At 55.2% G+C, this 13,131-nt stretch carries 13 protein-coding genes; 8 read left to right on the top strand and 5 right to left on the bottom strand.

Annotated features, from left to right (window positions below; translation table 11 throughout):
• Positions 1–172 precede the first annotated feature (172 nt).
• The gene (tyrS, locus tag MWU64_RS11965; RefSeq protein ID WP_247064620.1) at positions 173–1,375 is read right to left on the bottom strand and encodes a tyrosine--tRNA ligase; all 1,203 of its coding nucleotides are present in this window, start codon (positions 1,373–1,375) and stop codon (positions 173–175) included.
• 311 nt (positions 1,376–1,686) lie between these two features.
• Between tyrS and MWU64_RS11960 the strand changes: the two genes are divergently transcribed.
• Together MWU64_RS11960 and MWU64_RS11955 are read left to right on the top strand one after the other, a co-directional pair.
• On the top strand, positions 1,687–3,093 hold the full coding sequence (locus MWU64_RS11960; protein WP_247064619.1) for a peptidoglycan DD-metalloendopeptidase family protein: 1,407 nt from the start codon (positions 1,687–1,689) through the stop codon (positions 3,091–3,093).
• Positions 3,094–3,095: 2 nt separating this feature from the next.
• Positions 3,096–4,196, top strand: coding sequence for an anhydro-N-acetylmuramic acid kinase (locus MWU64_RS11955; protein WP_247064618.1), 1,101 nt, complete (start codon positions 3,096–3,098; stop codon positions 4,194–4,196).
• 2 nt (positions 4,197–4,198) lie between these two features.
• Here MWU64_RS11955 and erpA read toward each other — a convergent pair whose 3' ends face one another.
• From erpA to argC, 4 genes are all read right to left on the bottom strand, one after another.
• Positions 4,199–4,531, bottom strand: a complete 333-nt coding sequence (gene erpA / locus MWU64_RS11950) for an iron-sulfur cluster insertion protein ErpA (RefSeq protein ID WP_247064624.1) — start codon at positions 4,529–4,531, stop codon at positions 4,199–4,201.
• Between the two features lie 83 nt (positions 4,532–4,614).
• Positions 4,615–5,058, bottom strand: coding sequence for a polymer-forming cytoskeletal protein (locus MWU64_RS11945; RefSeq protein WP_247064617.1), 444 nt, complete (start codon positions 5,056–5,058; stop codon positions 4,615–4,617).
• 1 nt (position 5,059) lies between these two features.
• Positions 5,060–5,800: a DUF6776 family protein gene (locus MWU64_RS11940; RefSeq protein WP_247064616.1), complete on the bottom strand. Its 741-nt coding sequence runs from the start codon at positions 5,798–5,800 to the stop codon at positions 5,060–5,062.
• A gap of 14 nt (positions 5,801–5,814) precedes the next feature.
• The gene (gene argC, locus MWU64_RS11935) at positions 5,815–6,852 is read right to left on the bottom strand and encodes an N-acetyl-gamma-glutamyl-phosphate reductase (RefSeq protein WP_247064615.1); all 1,038 of its coding nucleotides are present in this window, start codon (positions 6,850–6,852) and stop codon (positions 5,815–5,817) included.
• A gap of 144 nt (positions 6,853–6,996) precedes the next feature.
• Here argC and MWU64_RS11930 point away from each other — a divergent pair, with 144 nt between their 5' ends.
• From MWU64_RS11930 to MWU64_RS11905, 6 genes are all read left to right on the top strand, one after another.
• On the top strand, positions 6,997–8,772 hold the full coding sequence (locus MWU64_RS11930; RefSeq protein WP_247064614.1) for a chloride channel protein: 1,776 nt from the start codon (positions 6,997–6,999) through the stop codon (positions 8,770–8,772).
• A gap of 3 nt (positions 8,773–8,775) precedes the next feature.
• Positions 8,776–9,198: a protoporphyrinogen oxidase HemJ gene (gene hemJ, locus MWU64_RS11925; protein ID WP_247064613.1), complete on the top strand. Its 423-nt coding sequence runs from the start codon at positions 8,776–8,778 to the stop codon at positions 9,196–9,198.
• A gap of 41 nt (positions 9,199–9,239) precedes the next feature.
• Positions 9,240–10,001, top strand: coding sequence for a hydroxymethylpyrimidine/phosphomethylpyrimidine kinase (locus tag MWU64_RS11920; RefSeq protein WP_247064612.1), 762 nt, complete (start codon positions 9,240–9,242; stop codon positions 9,999–10,001).
• Entirely contained in the window at positions 9,989–10,657 is a 669-nt protein-coding gene (gene thiE, locus MWU64_RS11915; RefSeq protein ID WP_247064611.1) for a thiamine phosphate synthase, read from the top strand. The genes MWU64_RS11920 and thiE overlap by 13 nt, the downstream gene beginning before the upstream one ends.
• 12 nt (positions 10,658–10,669) lie before the next feature.
• Positions 10,670–11,950 (top strand): glutamate-1-semialdehyde 2,1-aminomutase, encoded by a 1,281-nt coding sequence (hemL, locus tag MWU64_RS11910; protein ID WP_247064610.1) that lies wholly within the window; start codon positions 10,670–10,672, stop codon positions 11,948–11,950.
• A 219-nt stretch (positions 11,951–12,169) separates the two neighbouring features.
• Positions 12,170–13,093: a DUF4382 domain-containing protein gene (locus tag MWU64_RS11905; RefSeq protein WP_247064609.1), complete on the top strand. Its 924-nt coding sequence runs from the start codon at positions 12,170–12,172 to the stop codon at positions 13,091–13,093.
• The last annotated feature ends 38 nt before the right edge of the window (positions 13,094–13,131 follow it).

Genomic DNA, 13,131 nt, shown 5'->3' with positions numbered 1-13,131 from the left:
CTTTTTGAAGAATCTTTAAAACGTTTTCTTCAGAACTTTCAAGCAGTTACCGCTTCGTTGCTGACCGTGTTTAGCGGCCAGCCCCTCAAGCGAGAGGCGCATTCTACAGACATCCCTGAGAGTGTCAACGACCAACTTGAAAAAAGTTCAAATTGGTCGCTCAAAGGCTTTTTTAACCGACCAGCAACACCCGCGCGATCTTCTTCTTGCCAGCCTGGATCACGCAGTCGTCCCCTTTGACGAACATGCGACTCCCTTCGAACTTCTGTCCATCCAGATACACCGCCCCGCGCCCCAACACATCGCGAGCTGCCGCACCGTTCTTTACCAAACCAGCCAACCGGAGCACAGATGCCATCGGCATTTCAGCCTGCCCTTCCAAAGAGACTTCTACAGTTGGTACGTTTTCCGGAATCTCTCCCAAAGCCACCCGGTTGCCTGCTGACTTGTGGGCAGACTTCGCTGCCTCCTCATCATGGAAGCGAGTAATCAATTCTTCTGCCAGTATCTTTTTATAGTCTTGAGGGTTTGCACCACCCTCTACCGCAGCGCGATATTCTTCTACCTCCGCCATCGGACGGAAGCTGAGCAATTCGAAGTAACGCCACAACAAATCATCGGGCACAGACAGCAGCTTGGTGTACATTTCACCCGGCGAGTCATTTACCCCAACATAGTTGCCCAGCGACTTGGACATCTTCTGCACGCCATCCAGACCTTCAAGAATGGGAACGGTGATCACGGCCTGAGGCTTCTGCCCATAATGCTTCTGCAGCACACGCCCCATCAGCAGGTTGAATTTCTGATCTGTACCACCTAACTCAACATCCGCCTCAAGTGCGACCGAGTCGTAACCCTGTATTAAAGGATAGAGAAATTCATGGATCGCGATGGACTGCTCGGCACGGAAACGCTTGGTGAAATCATCACGCTCCAGCATACGAGCAACCGTGTACTGCCCGGCAAGCTTGATCATTTCAGAAGCACTCAACTTACCCATCCACTCGGAGTTGAATACCACCCGGGTTTTGGCCGGGTCCAGAATCTTGAACACCTGCTCTTTATAGGTGATGGCGTTTTGCATCACCTGCTCCTCGCTAAGCGGAGGCCGAGTTGCGCTCTTACCACTGGGGTCGCCGATCATTCCGGTAAAATCGCCGATCAGGAAGATGACCTCATGACCGAGATCCTGAAACTGTCGCAGCTTATTAATCAGTACGGTATGACCCAGATGCAAGTCGGGAGCGGTTGGATCAAAGCCCGCCTTTACCCTTAAAGGGCGACCTTCTTTTAACTTTGCGATCAGATCTTCTTCTGGAATCAGCTCATCTATTCCGCGCTTAATGATGGCTAATGCTTCATCTAGTGATGCCATGAACCTAGTTTCCCCAGCGTTGACTGCAAAACGGTAGAAGCGGCCAGTTACACAGCTCTACAAAAGAATGCTGCGATTTTCCGGCGCTACTTGGTAAAGTGTGCATGATCAGTTTTTGACCAAACCCTGCATAACAGGGGCGGCATTATACCAGTGGCAGCGCATTTTGTACGCCCGCCCACCGCAGTAACCGTAATGTTCGCCACTGTCCTGATTCTTTTATATGCGGTAATCTGGTGGTCTATACTTGATCAGGCGCTTTAATTAGCCGACACAACTACCCGGAATTTCGATCATAATGGGTGAGCACCGTGCTTAAAACCTTCCCCAAATCACATTTAACGCTCGCCGCCGCTGCAACAATTGCAGTCACTGCGGCCGCACTTATGAGCCCAAGCTCAGACGTTGAAGCCAAGCGCATGTCCTACCCGGTTGACCTTAGTCAAGGCACTGTTTCCGGGTCTGGCGCCCCTGTAATTTCCACACAAACTTCTGAGAATACGGCGGAACAGGCTGCCGAAATACCCGCTCCGAGCAATTCCGTCGAGCAGGCTCTTGCCGCAACGAAAGCTCCGCCCGCCGCCATTGCGGCTCCCGAAGCGCCGAAAGTTCAGTGGAAAGAGTTCCGCATTAAATCGGGCGACACTTTGTCGTCGCTGTTTAAAAAGGCAGGCTTCAATGACGGCGTAATGCTATCGGTGATCCACGGAGAAGGCGAAGCCGATAAACTCCAACGCCTTTATGCCGGTGAAGACATCCGGTTTGGTCTAGACGACGAAGGCGATTTGGTCGCTATCGAACTGCAGCGTAGCCGCCTCGAGTCTCTTAAAATCGAAAAGACCGAAAACGGCTATGCCGGCGAAACCGAAGTTCGTGAACCTGAAATTCGCCCGGCCTTTGCCGTGGGCGAGATCGATGGCTCTCTTTACCTTGCCGCCCGTGAAGCAGGGATGGATGATCGACTCACCATGGAGTTAGCCGGCATTTTCGGCTGGGACATCGACTTCGTTTATGACGTTCGCAAAGGAGACCGCTTCGAAGTGGTTTATGAGCAGCTGTACATCGACGGTGAGGAATTCAGCACCGGCCGCATTCTGTCCGCCAAGTTCACCAACCGCGGCGAAGAGAACATCGCTCTTTTGTACACCGACTCGAACGGTGAGAGCGACTACTACACGCCCGAAGGACAAAGTATGCGTAAGGCGTTCTTACGCGTCCCCATTAACGCCCGGCTTTCGTCACCGTTTAACCTGCAGCGCCGTCATCCGGTGCTGGATATCGTTCGCCCACACGAAGGCACGGACTACGCCGCCCCTCCCGGCACACCGATCAAAGCTGCCGGCAATGGCCGAGTTAAGTTCGCTGGCTGGAAAGGTGGCTACGGCCGCACCGTCGTTCTCAAGCATGGCGACAACATAACCACCCTTTACGCACACATGAGTCGCCTCGGTAAAGGCATCAAAAATGGCTCTCGCGTCAAGCAAGGTCAGACCATCGGTCATGTAGGTTCATCCGGCATGGTTACCGGCCCGCACCTGCATTACGAGTTCAGGGTAAACGGGGTGGCAAAGAACTCGCGCACCGTCAAACTACCCGACGCGCAGCCTATTCCGAAATCGGAAATGGCTCGCTTCAAACAAGTGACCAGCCAAAGCCTGGCTCAACTTAACGTTTTCCTCGAGAGCCAAAACCAACTGGCTCTTGCGACGGACAACTAACAATGAGCTACTGGCTTGGCCTTATGTCAGGCACCAGCATGGATGCAGTCGATGCCGTGCTGGTGTCTTTCGAACCCCAAAGCCTGACCATTCACGCCACGCACTCCCTCATCTATCCGGATAGCCTTCGACAGAGGCTGGTCTCGGCAACCCGAGATCACGGCACCCCCGACGAAATCGGCGAGCTGGACACTCTGGTTGGGCAGTATTTCGCGCGCACCGCATCGGAGCTGATCGCCCGGGCGGGCGTAGCGGGCAGCGATATTTCCGGAATTGGCAGCCACGGGCAAACCATCCGGCACCAGCCCTCCGGTTCTGCCCCGTTCTCTATGCAAATAGGCTGCTCAGCACTGATTGCAGAGGCAACTGGCGTGACGACGGTATCGGATTTTCGCAGCAGAGATATTGCTGCGGGCGGGCAAGGCGCGCCACTGGTGCCGGCGTTTCACAAATGGCTCTTCGAATCCAAGAAGCAGGATCGCTGCATTCTGAACCTGGGAGGCATCGCCAACATCACCTGGTTACCCGCCGGCAACCGAAAACCTATCGTTGGATTTGATACCGGCCCTGCCAATGCACTGCTCGATGCCTGGTGCCTGGACCAAACCGGCCGTCACTACGATGAAGACGGCCACTTGGCCAGCGAAGGCACCACGCATCAAGAGTTGCTGTCCAGCATGTTGTCTGACGCCTATTTCAGCAAGCCTGCACCCAAGAGTACCGGCAAAGAGCGCTTCAACCTCGACTGGATTCGCACCCACCTCCAACGCTTCCCGGATTTGGCTCCAGAAGACGTTCAGCGCACCCTACTGCAACTGACCGTCACCACCATTCTGCAACAATTGCCGCAAGAAACCGCAAACATGGCGGTTTATGCCTGTGGCGGTGGAACGTTTAACACGCTACTAATGAACGAATTGCGGATGGGTCTCGGCTCGGTTGCACTCGCGACAACCGCAGAACTGGGGCTGGATTCACAATGGGTCGAGCCGGTCGCGTTCGCTTGGCTTGCGCGACAGACCTTGAAGGGCCTGCCGGGCAACGTGCCGGACGTAACCGGCGCTTCGGGGGAAAGGGTTCTCGGGGCAATCTACCCCGCTTAAACTCAGATCGAGAAGGAACTGCCGCAGCCACAGGTTGAGCTGGCGTTAGGGTTTTGCACCACGAACTGAGAACCCTGAAGCCCTTCCTGATAAACCACGGTGGCACCAACCAGGTACTGGTAACTCATCGAATCGACCAGCAACTTGATGCCATCACGTTCGATTACCGTGTCATCTTCTTCCTGATTTTCATCAAAAGAAAAACCGTACTGGAAGCCTGAACAGCCACCACCGGTAACGAAAACCCGCAGTTTCAGCTCCGGATTTTCCTCTTCTTCGATCAACTCGCGCACCTTGGCAACCGCGCTGTCACTGAAAAACAGCGGCGAGGCCATTTGCTGCTGAACTACACTCAAGGGTTGCCTCCGGCACTAATAGATATTTGCTCGATTATGGTATTCCCGACTAAAACAGTCAACTATTCGAACTTTCCCTCACTCTCCAGTTCGGGATCGACGGTCTCTGGCTGTTCGTGAGAAAGGAGCCCCGTCGTCTCGGTCTGGCGAATCAGGTTGCCATTGACGGCGGCCCCCATGGCCATTTCGATCAACTGGTAATAAACACTTCCATTGACACTCGATTTTTCAGCCAGTTCCAGATGACTGGAGGAACGCACATCGCCGTGCACAGTCCCGTTGATAATAATGTGCGGCGCGATGACGTCTCCGGTAATTTGCCCCACCTCGGACAAACGGATAACCGCGTCACTACCTTCTTCAGCAATGACTCGACCCTTGATTTTACCATCCACGTGCAACCCGCCTGAAAAGCGAACATCGCCTTCAATAGTCGTACGTGCCGAAATCAACGTATCGAAACGGTTAGAAGAACGGTGCCGCCCCTGCTTTTTCTTATTGAACATTTCAGTTTCCTGTTAATTGTTCCCAGTCGAATGTACTTTCTGCCTGCGCCGCTTTTCGGCCTCCTGCCTGGGCAACAACCTGTATTTCCAATGGTTCGAATTCGTCAGGCAAACTTAAACTGCCTTCAACATCCTGAAAATAACGAAATTTGAACTTCACCCCCAGATCGTCGATATCATCTGACAAATCCCGCAGCGCAATCACCTGCTTTTCACCATTAACCATCCCGATGACGTTCACTGCCACGAGCCCGGACACGTAACGGTTGTTGTTACCGACCTGGGTCAATACCATTTTGAAGCTATAGCGCCCATCGCCACGAGCCGGCGAAAGCGTAAAGCTGTCCACCTGCAACCCCTTGCTGACTTCTGTCGGGGCCATAATGTTGCGGTAAAACGTCAGGTCTGCGTTCAACTCGGAAACCTTCGTTTCCAGCTCAACAATGGCATTTCTGGCGTCGCGCATGGCTTGCTCATCAATTGCCCGGCCCCGCTCCAGATTGATCAGCTGCTGACGGGCCGAATGATACTGCTCGCGCAGGTTATCCACTTCGTGAACCAGCAACTCTTTGGTTTCTTCCGCCGACGAAAAGCGGAATCCGCCCTGCGCCATCCCGGCCATGTAGCCGGAAATGGCCGCAACGATCGTAAATCCGAGCAAAATCAGCGTCCGGCGCAGGCGATACCCCCGCCGGTGCCGGATAACAACGTATTCTTCTGAAGGTTTAGGCGTCTCGCTCACGAATCAGTCCTGCCTCAAGGCAGCATCGCAGGAGCGTTCAGCCCCAGCCGCTCGTCCAGCCCAAACATGATATTCATGTTTTGGACTGCCTGCCCGGCCGCACCTTTCACCAGATTATCGATGACCGAGGTGACAATCACCACGTTGCTCTGCTCCTGACGGTGCAGCGCCATACGGCAGTGGTTGGCCCCACGCACACTGCGGGTTTCCGGGTGGCTGCCAAACGGCATGACGTCTACGAACGGCTCGTTCCGGTAACGCTCTTCAAACAGCGCCTGCAAACGGTCGAAATCAGCAACGTCGTTTAACTCAGCGTAAAGCGTCGCTTCAATACCGCGAATCATCGGCAGCAAATGCGGAACAAACGTCACACCCACGTTGGAGCTGGCCGCCTCGCTCAAGCCCTGACGGATCTCCGGCAAATGACGGTGGCCAGACGCGCCGTAGGTTTTAAAGCTTTCGCCAATTTCACCGTGCAACATACCCGCATTGGCCTGACGGCCTGCGCCACTGGCTCCCGATTTGGCGTCTGCAATCAGGCGCGACGGATCTACCAGACCATTCTCAAGCAGCGGCAGAAAACCCAGCTGAACGGCGGTCGGGTAGCACCCGGGGTTTGCCACCAACTGAGCCTCGCGGATTTCGTCACGGGCCACTTCGGGCAACCCGTAAACGGCTTTCGCGGCCCACTCAGGGCTTGCATGGGGCATTCCATACCACTTCGCCCAGACATCGAGATCTTTCAAACGGAAGTCGGCCGAGAGATCTACCACCCGCGTGCCCGCCTTCATGAGTTCCGGCACCATGCGGGCTGCAACACCGTGAGGCGTTGCAAAAAACACCAGATCGCACTCCGCCAGCTGCTTTGGGTCAGGCTCGGAGAACGCCAGGTCGAAGTGACCGCGCAAGTTGGGGTACATATCCGCTACGGGCATGCCTGCCTCAGAGCGCGAAGTGATGCACTTCACTTCAACTTCAGGATGAACGGCGAGAATCCTTAACAGCTCTACGCCTGTGTACCCGGTACCACCAACGATGCCTACTTTAATCACTCTCTTCTCCAACGTAATCTGGTCAGAATTTGGCGTTAGTCTAACATGATAAACCAAGGACTTATTGCAGCTTGCCCCCCCAAAGCTACAATGGTGCCTCAATCCCTCTGAACGTCTTGTTCGAACAACCGGAATTCAGCCCGCATGCGTAACATCAGGCAACAGGTTACGGAAAACCTGATACACGTTTTCCGAGGAAGACTTGCCGGCGTGGATGCCCTTCCCCAGCTGGCCGTCCTTGGTTTGCTTTCCGGTATTGTCACCGGTGCCGTGATCCTGTTGTTCCGCTTTGCGATCGAATGGCCGCTGGATTATTTTTTTCCGGGCAGCGGCTCGGAAAACTTCGAAGATCTGGACATTCTTACACGCGGCATTTTACCTCTTGCCGGCGCCGTCGCGCTGGGGCTTTTTCTACACAAACTCGGCATTCAGGACCGCAAAGTGGGGATTGCCCACGTTATGGAACGCCTGAACTATCATCAGGGCTATATCTCATTCAAGAGCGCCATCGTGCAATTTATCGCCGGCGTGACTACGGTCGTCAGCGGACAATCCGCCGGCCGGGAGGGGCCGGCAGTGCATCTCGGCGCGGCATTCTCAAGCATTCTCGGGCAGTGGATGCGCCTGCCTAACAACAGCATTCGCACTCTCGTTGCGTGCGGTTGCGCCGCCGCGATCTCCGCTTCGTTTAACACTCCGATCTCTGGCGTTATCTTCGCCATGGAAGTGGTGATGATGGAGTACACCATCGCCGGTTTTACTCCCATTATCCTGTCGGCGGTGAGCGCCGCCATCGTCACCCAAGTGGTCTACGGCACCGAACCGGCCTTTAGCGTTCCGGCACTGACCATGAACTCCTTGTTGGAAATCCCCTGGATATTAGCCATTGCGGTAATGATCGGCATTGCCGCTGCCGCTTTCATTCAATTAGTGGACAGCCTTGGGCGTTATCATCATCGCCCGGTGTTTTTGCGCATCTTCGTGGCCGGTCTTCTGATGGTGCCGTTTGCCATCTTCGTGCCCGAAACCATGGGTATCGGCTACGACACGGTCGGTGACACCATTAACGGCGAGCTGGGCTTCTGGCTTTTGCTGGGGGCAGGCCTGGCCAAACTGCTGATCACCGGAACCTCTATCGGCCTTGGCATGCCAAGCGGGGTGATCGGCCCCACCTTGTTTATCGGAGCAACGCTGGGCGGGGCCATGGGCCTGATCGGAGCAGCCTTCGCACCCGAGGCAGCCTCGTCTGTCGGCTTTTACGCCATGCTCGGCATGGGGGCCATGATGGGGGCCGTTTTGCACGCACCTTTGGCAGCACTGATGGCACTACTGGAACTCACCCATAACCCCAACATCATTCTGCCCGGCATGCTGATTATTACCACCGCGAGCCTGGTTACCAGCGAAGCGTTTGGCAAGAAGTCGTTGTTCATCACCGTACTGAAAAGCCAAGGGCTGAGTTATCAGAATTCACCAGTTACCCAAGCTTTGCGGCGGGTTTCCGTAGGCGCGATTATGGACCGGAACATTCTGCGCATCGAACGCCAGCTCACACTCGAGGAAGCGCGAAAAGCACTTTCCTCCGAACCTAAATGGCTCTTGGTGGACGGCAACAGCGGCCCCACCTCATTGCTACCTGCCGTTGATCTCGCTCGGTACCTTGAGGAGCTCAGCGAGGTAAACTCCGAAGATGCTTCTGAGAAACCAGAGAGCCTGGATTTGATGCAGATCCCAGCCAACCGGCGAGACGTTGCGCCCGTGCAATATCAGGCCACGCTGGAGCAAGCCCTCAACGAATTTGAGCAATCCAAGGCTGAGGCACTTTACGTGCAGCGCCATGTCGCACCAATGATCCAGCGGGTTTACGGTGTCGTGCTGCAATCCGATATTGAAAGTTACTACCAATACCGCCGGAGCTAATACATGTTATGGGTTAAAGCGTTTCATATTATTTCACTGGTGTGCTGGTTTGCTGGCATTTTCTACTTGCCCCGCCTGTTTGTTTACCACGCAGCGTGCGAAGACAAGCCTGGGCAAGAGCGCTTCAAAATCATGGAACGTAAACTCTACCGAGGGATTACCACGCCCTCGATGATCGCCACGGTCATTTTTGGCGTGTGGCTGCTCAGCTACAATGTATCGGGCTATTTCAGTCAGGGCTGGTTGCACGCGAAGTTAACCTTGGTAGCCTTGCTGATCGTGTATCACTTCTACTGCGGCCATCTGGTAAAAGTATTCCAAAACGACAGTAACACCCGCAGCCACGTGTTTTACCGCTGGTTCAACGAACTGCCCGTATTCATTCTGCTCGCGGTTGTCATTCTTGCCGTTGTTAAGCCTTTCTAAGGAGGTTCATCATTAACAGCTACACACGCCCCCATGTTCTGGTGCTGTCCGGGCTGGACCCGTCCGGCGGCGCAGGCATTCAGGCTGATATTCAGGCAATCACCTCTCTTGGTGGCCACCCGTTGCCGGTAGTGACATGCCTGACGGTTCAAGATACCAACAACGTGCATGGCGCTGAGGCTATTAGCCCGGAGATCATCCGCCAGCAGCTGGAGTGTCTGGCGAACGATATTCCGCTGCATGCAGTGAAAACCGGTGCCATGGGCAACGCCGCGGTCGTGAACGTGTTGATGGATTTTCTCGAAAGCCGCCCTGACCTGCCATTGATTGTTGACCCTGTTATTAAGGCGGCTGGCGGTGGAGATCTGGCCGATGACGAACTGGTAACCGCCATGAAGAGCTCTCTGTTCGCGCGGGCAGAAATGATCACCCCCAACGGCGAGGAACTGCTCCAGCTTGGTGGCTGTGACAGCGAAAGCGAGGCCGCGGAAAAATTACTGTCGGCTGGCTGCAAATCGGTTCTGGCCACTGGCGGGCACGGCACGGGGCCACACATCATCAATACGCTGTACAGTGCCGGTCACAAACCGATGAACTGGGAGCTAGAGCGCATTGGCGCCAACGAATACCACGGCACCGGTTGTACGCTGGCCGCAGCCATTTCAGCGGGCATTGCCAGCGGGCTGTCGGCCCGTGCCGCGATCTCTCAGGCGCAAAATTACGTTAGCCGCACACTTCTTGGCGCTCTGACCATCGGCCAAGGGCAACGCGTACCCAACAGGGGCATTCCGTGGGAACGTTGAAACCGCCTATTGAGCGCGGCCTCTACGCCATCACCGATAACCGCCTTACTCCCCCGGATCGCCTGCTGCAGTCCGTAGAAGCCGCGCTAGCGGGCGGCGCAGTGTTGGTCCAATATCGGGACAAGCTGTCATCAACAACTGAACGGCTGCGCCAGGCCTCGGATCTGGCCAGTCTTTGCCAGAACGCCGGTGTGCCGTTACTCATCAACGATGATCCGGAACTGGCACTCCGGGTGGGTGCTCAAGGCGTTCACTTAGGTCAAGACGACTGGGCTTTGGCTGATGCCCGAAAGCTGCTGGGGCAGGATGCCATTATCGGCATTACCTGCCACCAGCACATGGAGCTGGCCGAAATCGCCAAAGCCGGAGGTGCTGACTATTTAGCCTTTGGCCGCTTTTATCAGTCCGGCACAAAGCCCGGGGCACCCCGTGCCGACGCTAGGGTTCTAAGCGATGCACGCCGTTTAGGGCTTCCGGTGACGGCCATTGGCGGCATCACAGCCGAAAATGCAGAACCACTGATTCGTGCCGGTGCTGATCTTATTGCCGTAGTGGGTGGTCTGTTTGGGGGCAGCCCCGAAGAGATCGAAGCAAAAGCCAAACAGTTCAGCCAGCTGGTGGCTTTGCATCACCCACTATCGACACATTCCAACTGACAGGAGTAAACCATGAGTCACTCTGAAGAACTGTTCGAACAGGCACAAAAATACATCCCCGGTGGTGTTAACTCTCCGGTTCGGGCATTTCGCGGCGTGGGCGGCACCCCGGTATTTTTCAAGCATGCCGAAGGCGCTTATCTGTACGATGAAGACGACAAGCGCTACATCGATTTCATCGGTTCCTGGGGACCGATGATCCTGGGCCATTCCGACCCGCGCATTAAAGAGGCTCTGCACGCGCAGGTTGATCTGGGTGTAGGCTACGGTGCCCCAACCGCTATCGAAACCGAGATGGCGAAGAAAGTGTGCGAATTGGTGCCGTCAATCGATATGGTACGGATGGTCAACTCCGGCACCGAAGCCACCATGAGCGCCATTCGCCTGGCACGCGGTTACACCGGCCGGGACAAGATTGTTAAGTTTGAAGGCTGCTACCACGGCCACGTGGACTCCCTGCTGGTAAAAGCAGGCTCCGGCGCACTGACCCTGGGCGAGCCTAACTCACCGGGCATTCCCGCCAGCCTGGCGGAACACACTCTTACCCTCGATTTCAACGACATCGACGGCGTGCGCAAAACCTTTGCGGAAATGGGCGATCAAATTGCCGCCATCATCGTGGAGCCGGTAGCCGGCAACATGAACTGCATTCCGCCCGTTCCGGGGTTCCTCGAAGGTCTGCGGGAAGTGTGCGACGAGCACGGTACGGTGCTGATTTTTGACGAAGTGATGACCGGTTTCCGCGTCTCCTTGGGCGGCGCTCAAGGCTTGTTCGGCGTGACCCCAGACCTGACCGCTTTGGGTAAGGTCATCGGTGGCGGTTTGCCGGTCGGTGCGTTTGGCGGCAAGCGCGAGATCATGGAACACATCTCACCACTGGGTCCGGTTTACCAGGCTGGCACCTTGAGCGGTAACCCGCTGGCCATGGCCGCAGGCCTGACCACTCTGAACGCCATCTCTGAATCCGGCTTCCACGATCGGTTAATCGAGAAAACCAACAAAGTACGTGACGGCATCAAAGCAGCAGCCGACGAAGCGGGCATCCCGCTGGCAGTGCAATCCGCCGGTGCCATGTTTGGTTTCTTTTTCACCAACGAATCGTCGGTCATCAGTTTTGCTCAGGTAATGGAATGCGACGCCGAGCGTTTCAAGAAATTCTTCCAGGGCATGCTGGTTGAAGGGGTCTACCTGGCCCCATCCGCCTTCGAAGCAAGCTTTGTGTGTGCTGCGCTGTCAGAAGATGACATCGAGTTCACCTTGGCTGCCGCCCGCAAGGTGATGGCAACCCTTTAAGCTAGACCGCGCGGTGACTTAGGTTCTACTGAGTCACCGCACTCTAACGCCGCCCCCCTACCCTTTAAACCACGCCTGCCTGCCGAATTCTCTTACCGTTCTGTAGTACCCCTTATTAAATGCCCTTGCTAATGTATTAACAGGAACGCTTCACTGGTCCTACCCGTGAAGAAGATATACCTCGTAGTCGAACCAGCAAGATTTCTATCAGGAGGTTTTATGAAACCCACAACCAAATTATTCGCAATTTCCGCCCTCGCCGGCGCACTGGCAGCCTGTGGTGGCAGTGGCAGCAGTAGCGATTCGGGTCAAACCGGAACAGTATCGGTGGGGCTCACAGATGCTCCTGCGACCGACCTGAGTAGCGTTAACATCGCGTTCAACACCATCCGACTCAAGCACGCTGACGGCGAATGGATAGAATACAGCCTTGAAAAAACCGGCACAGTAGATCTCTTAACACTACAGGGCGGCGTGACTGAGCCTCTGATCACCGACGAAGAGGTGCCCGCTGGCGACTACAAAGAAATTCGCCTGATTATTGATACTGACAATTCATGGGTGACCAAAAAGTCTGAGGGCGATGCGCGATATACCCTCGGTGTGCCATCCGGCGAACAGAGCGGCCTAAAACTGAAAGGAAATTTTGTCGTAGCGGCAGACACCAGCACCGATTTCACCATCGATTTTGACGTGCGCAAATCCATTGTTGACCCCCAAGGCAATGCCAAGGGCGACTTCATGCTTAAGCCGGTTTTACGACTGGTAAACAACCTGGAAGTTGGCAAGATAACCGGTGAAGTGAACTACGCTGAGATAAACCAGTTGGCCGAAGCCAACTGCAGCGCCAACTACGAAGGTTCGGTGTACGTTTATGAAGGCGCAGATGTCGAACCCATCGACCTAAACGTCAACCGAGACGGCAACAATCCGTTAATGGTTATTCCAGTCAACGATGAAGATGCTGACAGCCGTCATGAGTGGACCGCAGCGTTCCTCACAGAAGGCACTTACACCGTGAGCTACAGCTGCCAGCTGGACGATAACGAAAAAGACGAAGGACTAACCTTCTATGGCAAGCAAAACGTAGAAGTGAAAGCCGGCGAGACCACCGAGGCGACGTTGATCTCCCAGCAATCCTGATACCCCTTTACGGGAAATATTTAGAGGCCAGGGATGGC

Source organism: Marinobacter sp. S0848L (assembly GCF_023016065.1).
In the GTDB taxonomy this organism is placed as follows: Bacteria; Pseudomonadota; Gammaproteobacteria; order Pseudomonadales; family Oleiphilaceae; genus Marinobacter.
This window is presented reverse-complemented; position numbering and strand designations above follow the sequence as displayed.

Excerpts from the sequence above, each read along its gene's own strand:
- tyrS (WP_247064620.1), bottom strand. The coding sequence starts at position 1,375 with ATGGCATCACTAGATGAAGCATTAGCCATCATTAAGCGCGGAATAGAT.
- MWU64_RS11955 (WP_247064618.1), top strand. The coding sequence starts at position 3,096 with ATGAGCTACTGGCTTGGCCTTATGTCAGGCACCAGCATGGATGCAGTC.
- erpA (WP_247064624.1), bottom strand. The coding sequence starts at position 4,531 with ATGGCCTCGCCGCTGTTTTTCAGTGACAGCGCGGTTGCCAAGGTGCGC.
- MWU64_RS11945 (WP_247064617.1), bottom strand. The coding sequence starts at position 5,058 with ATGTTCAATAAGAAAAAGCAGGGGCGGCACCGTTCTTCTAACCGTTTC.
- MWU64_RS11930 (WP_247064614.1), top strand. The coding sequence starts at position 6,997 with ATGCGTAACATCAGGCAACAGGTTACGGAAAACCTGATACACGTTTTC.
- hemJ (WP_247064613.1), top strand. The coding sequence starts at position 8,776 with ATGTTATGGGTTAAAGCGTTTCATATTATTTCACTGGTGTGCTGGTTT.
- hemL (WP_247064610.1), top strand. The coding sequence starts at position 10,670 with ATGAGTCACTCTGAAGAACTGTTCGAACAGGCACAAAAATACATCCCC.
- MWU64_RS11905 (WP_247064609.1), top strand. The coding sequence starts at position 12,170 with ATGAAACCCACAACCAAATTATTCGCAATTTCCGCCCTCGCCGGCGCA.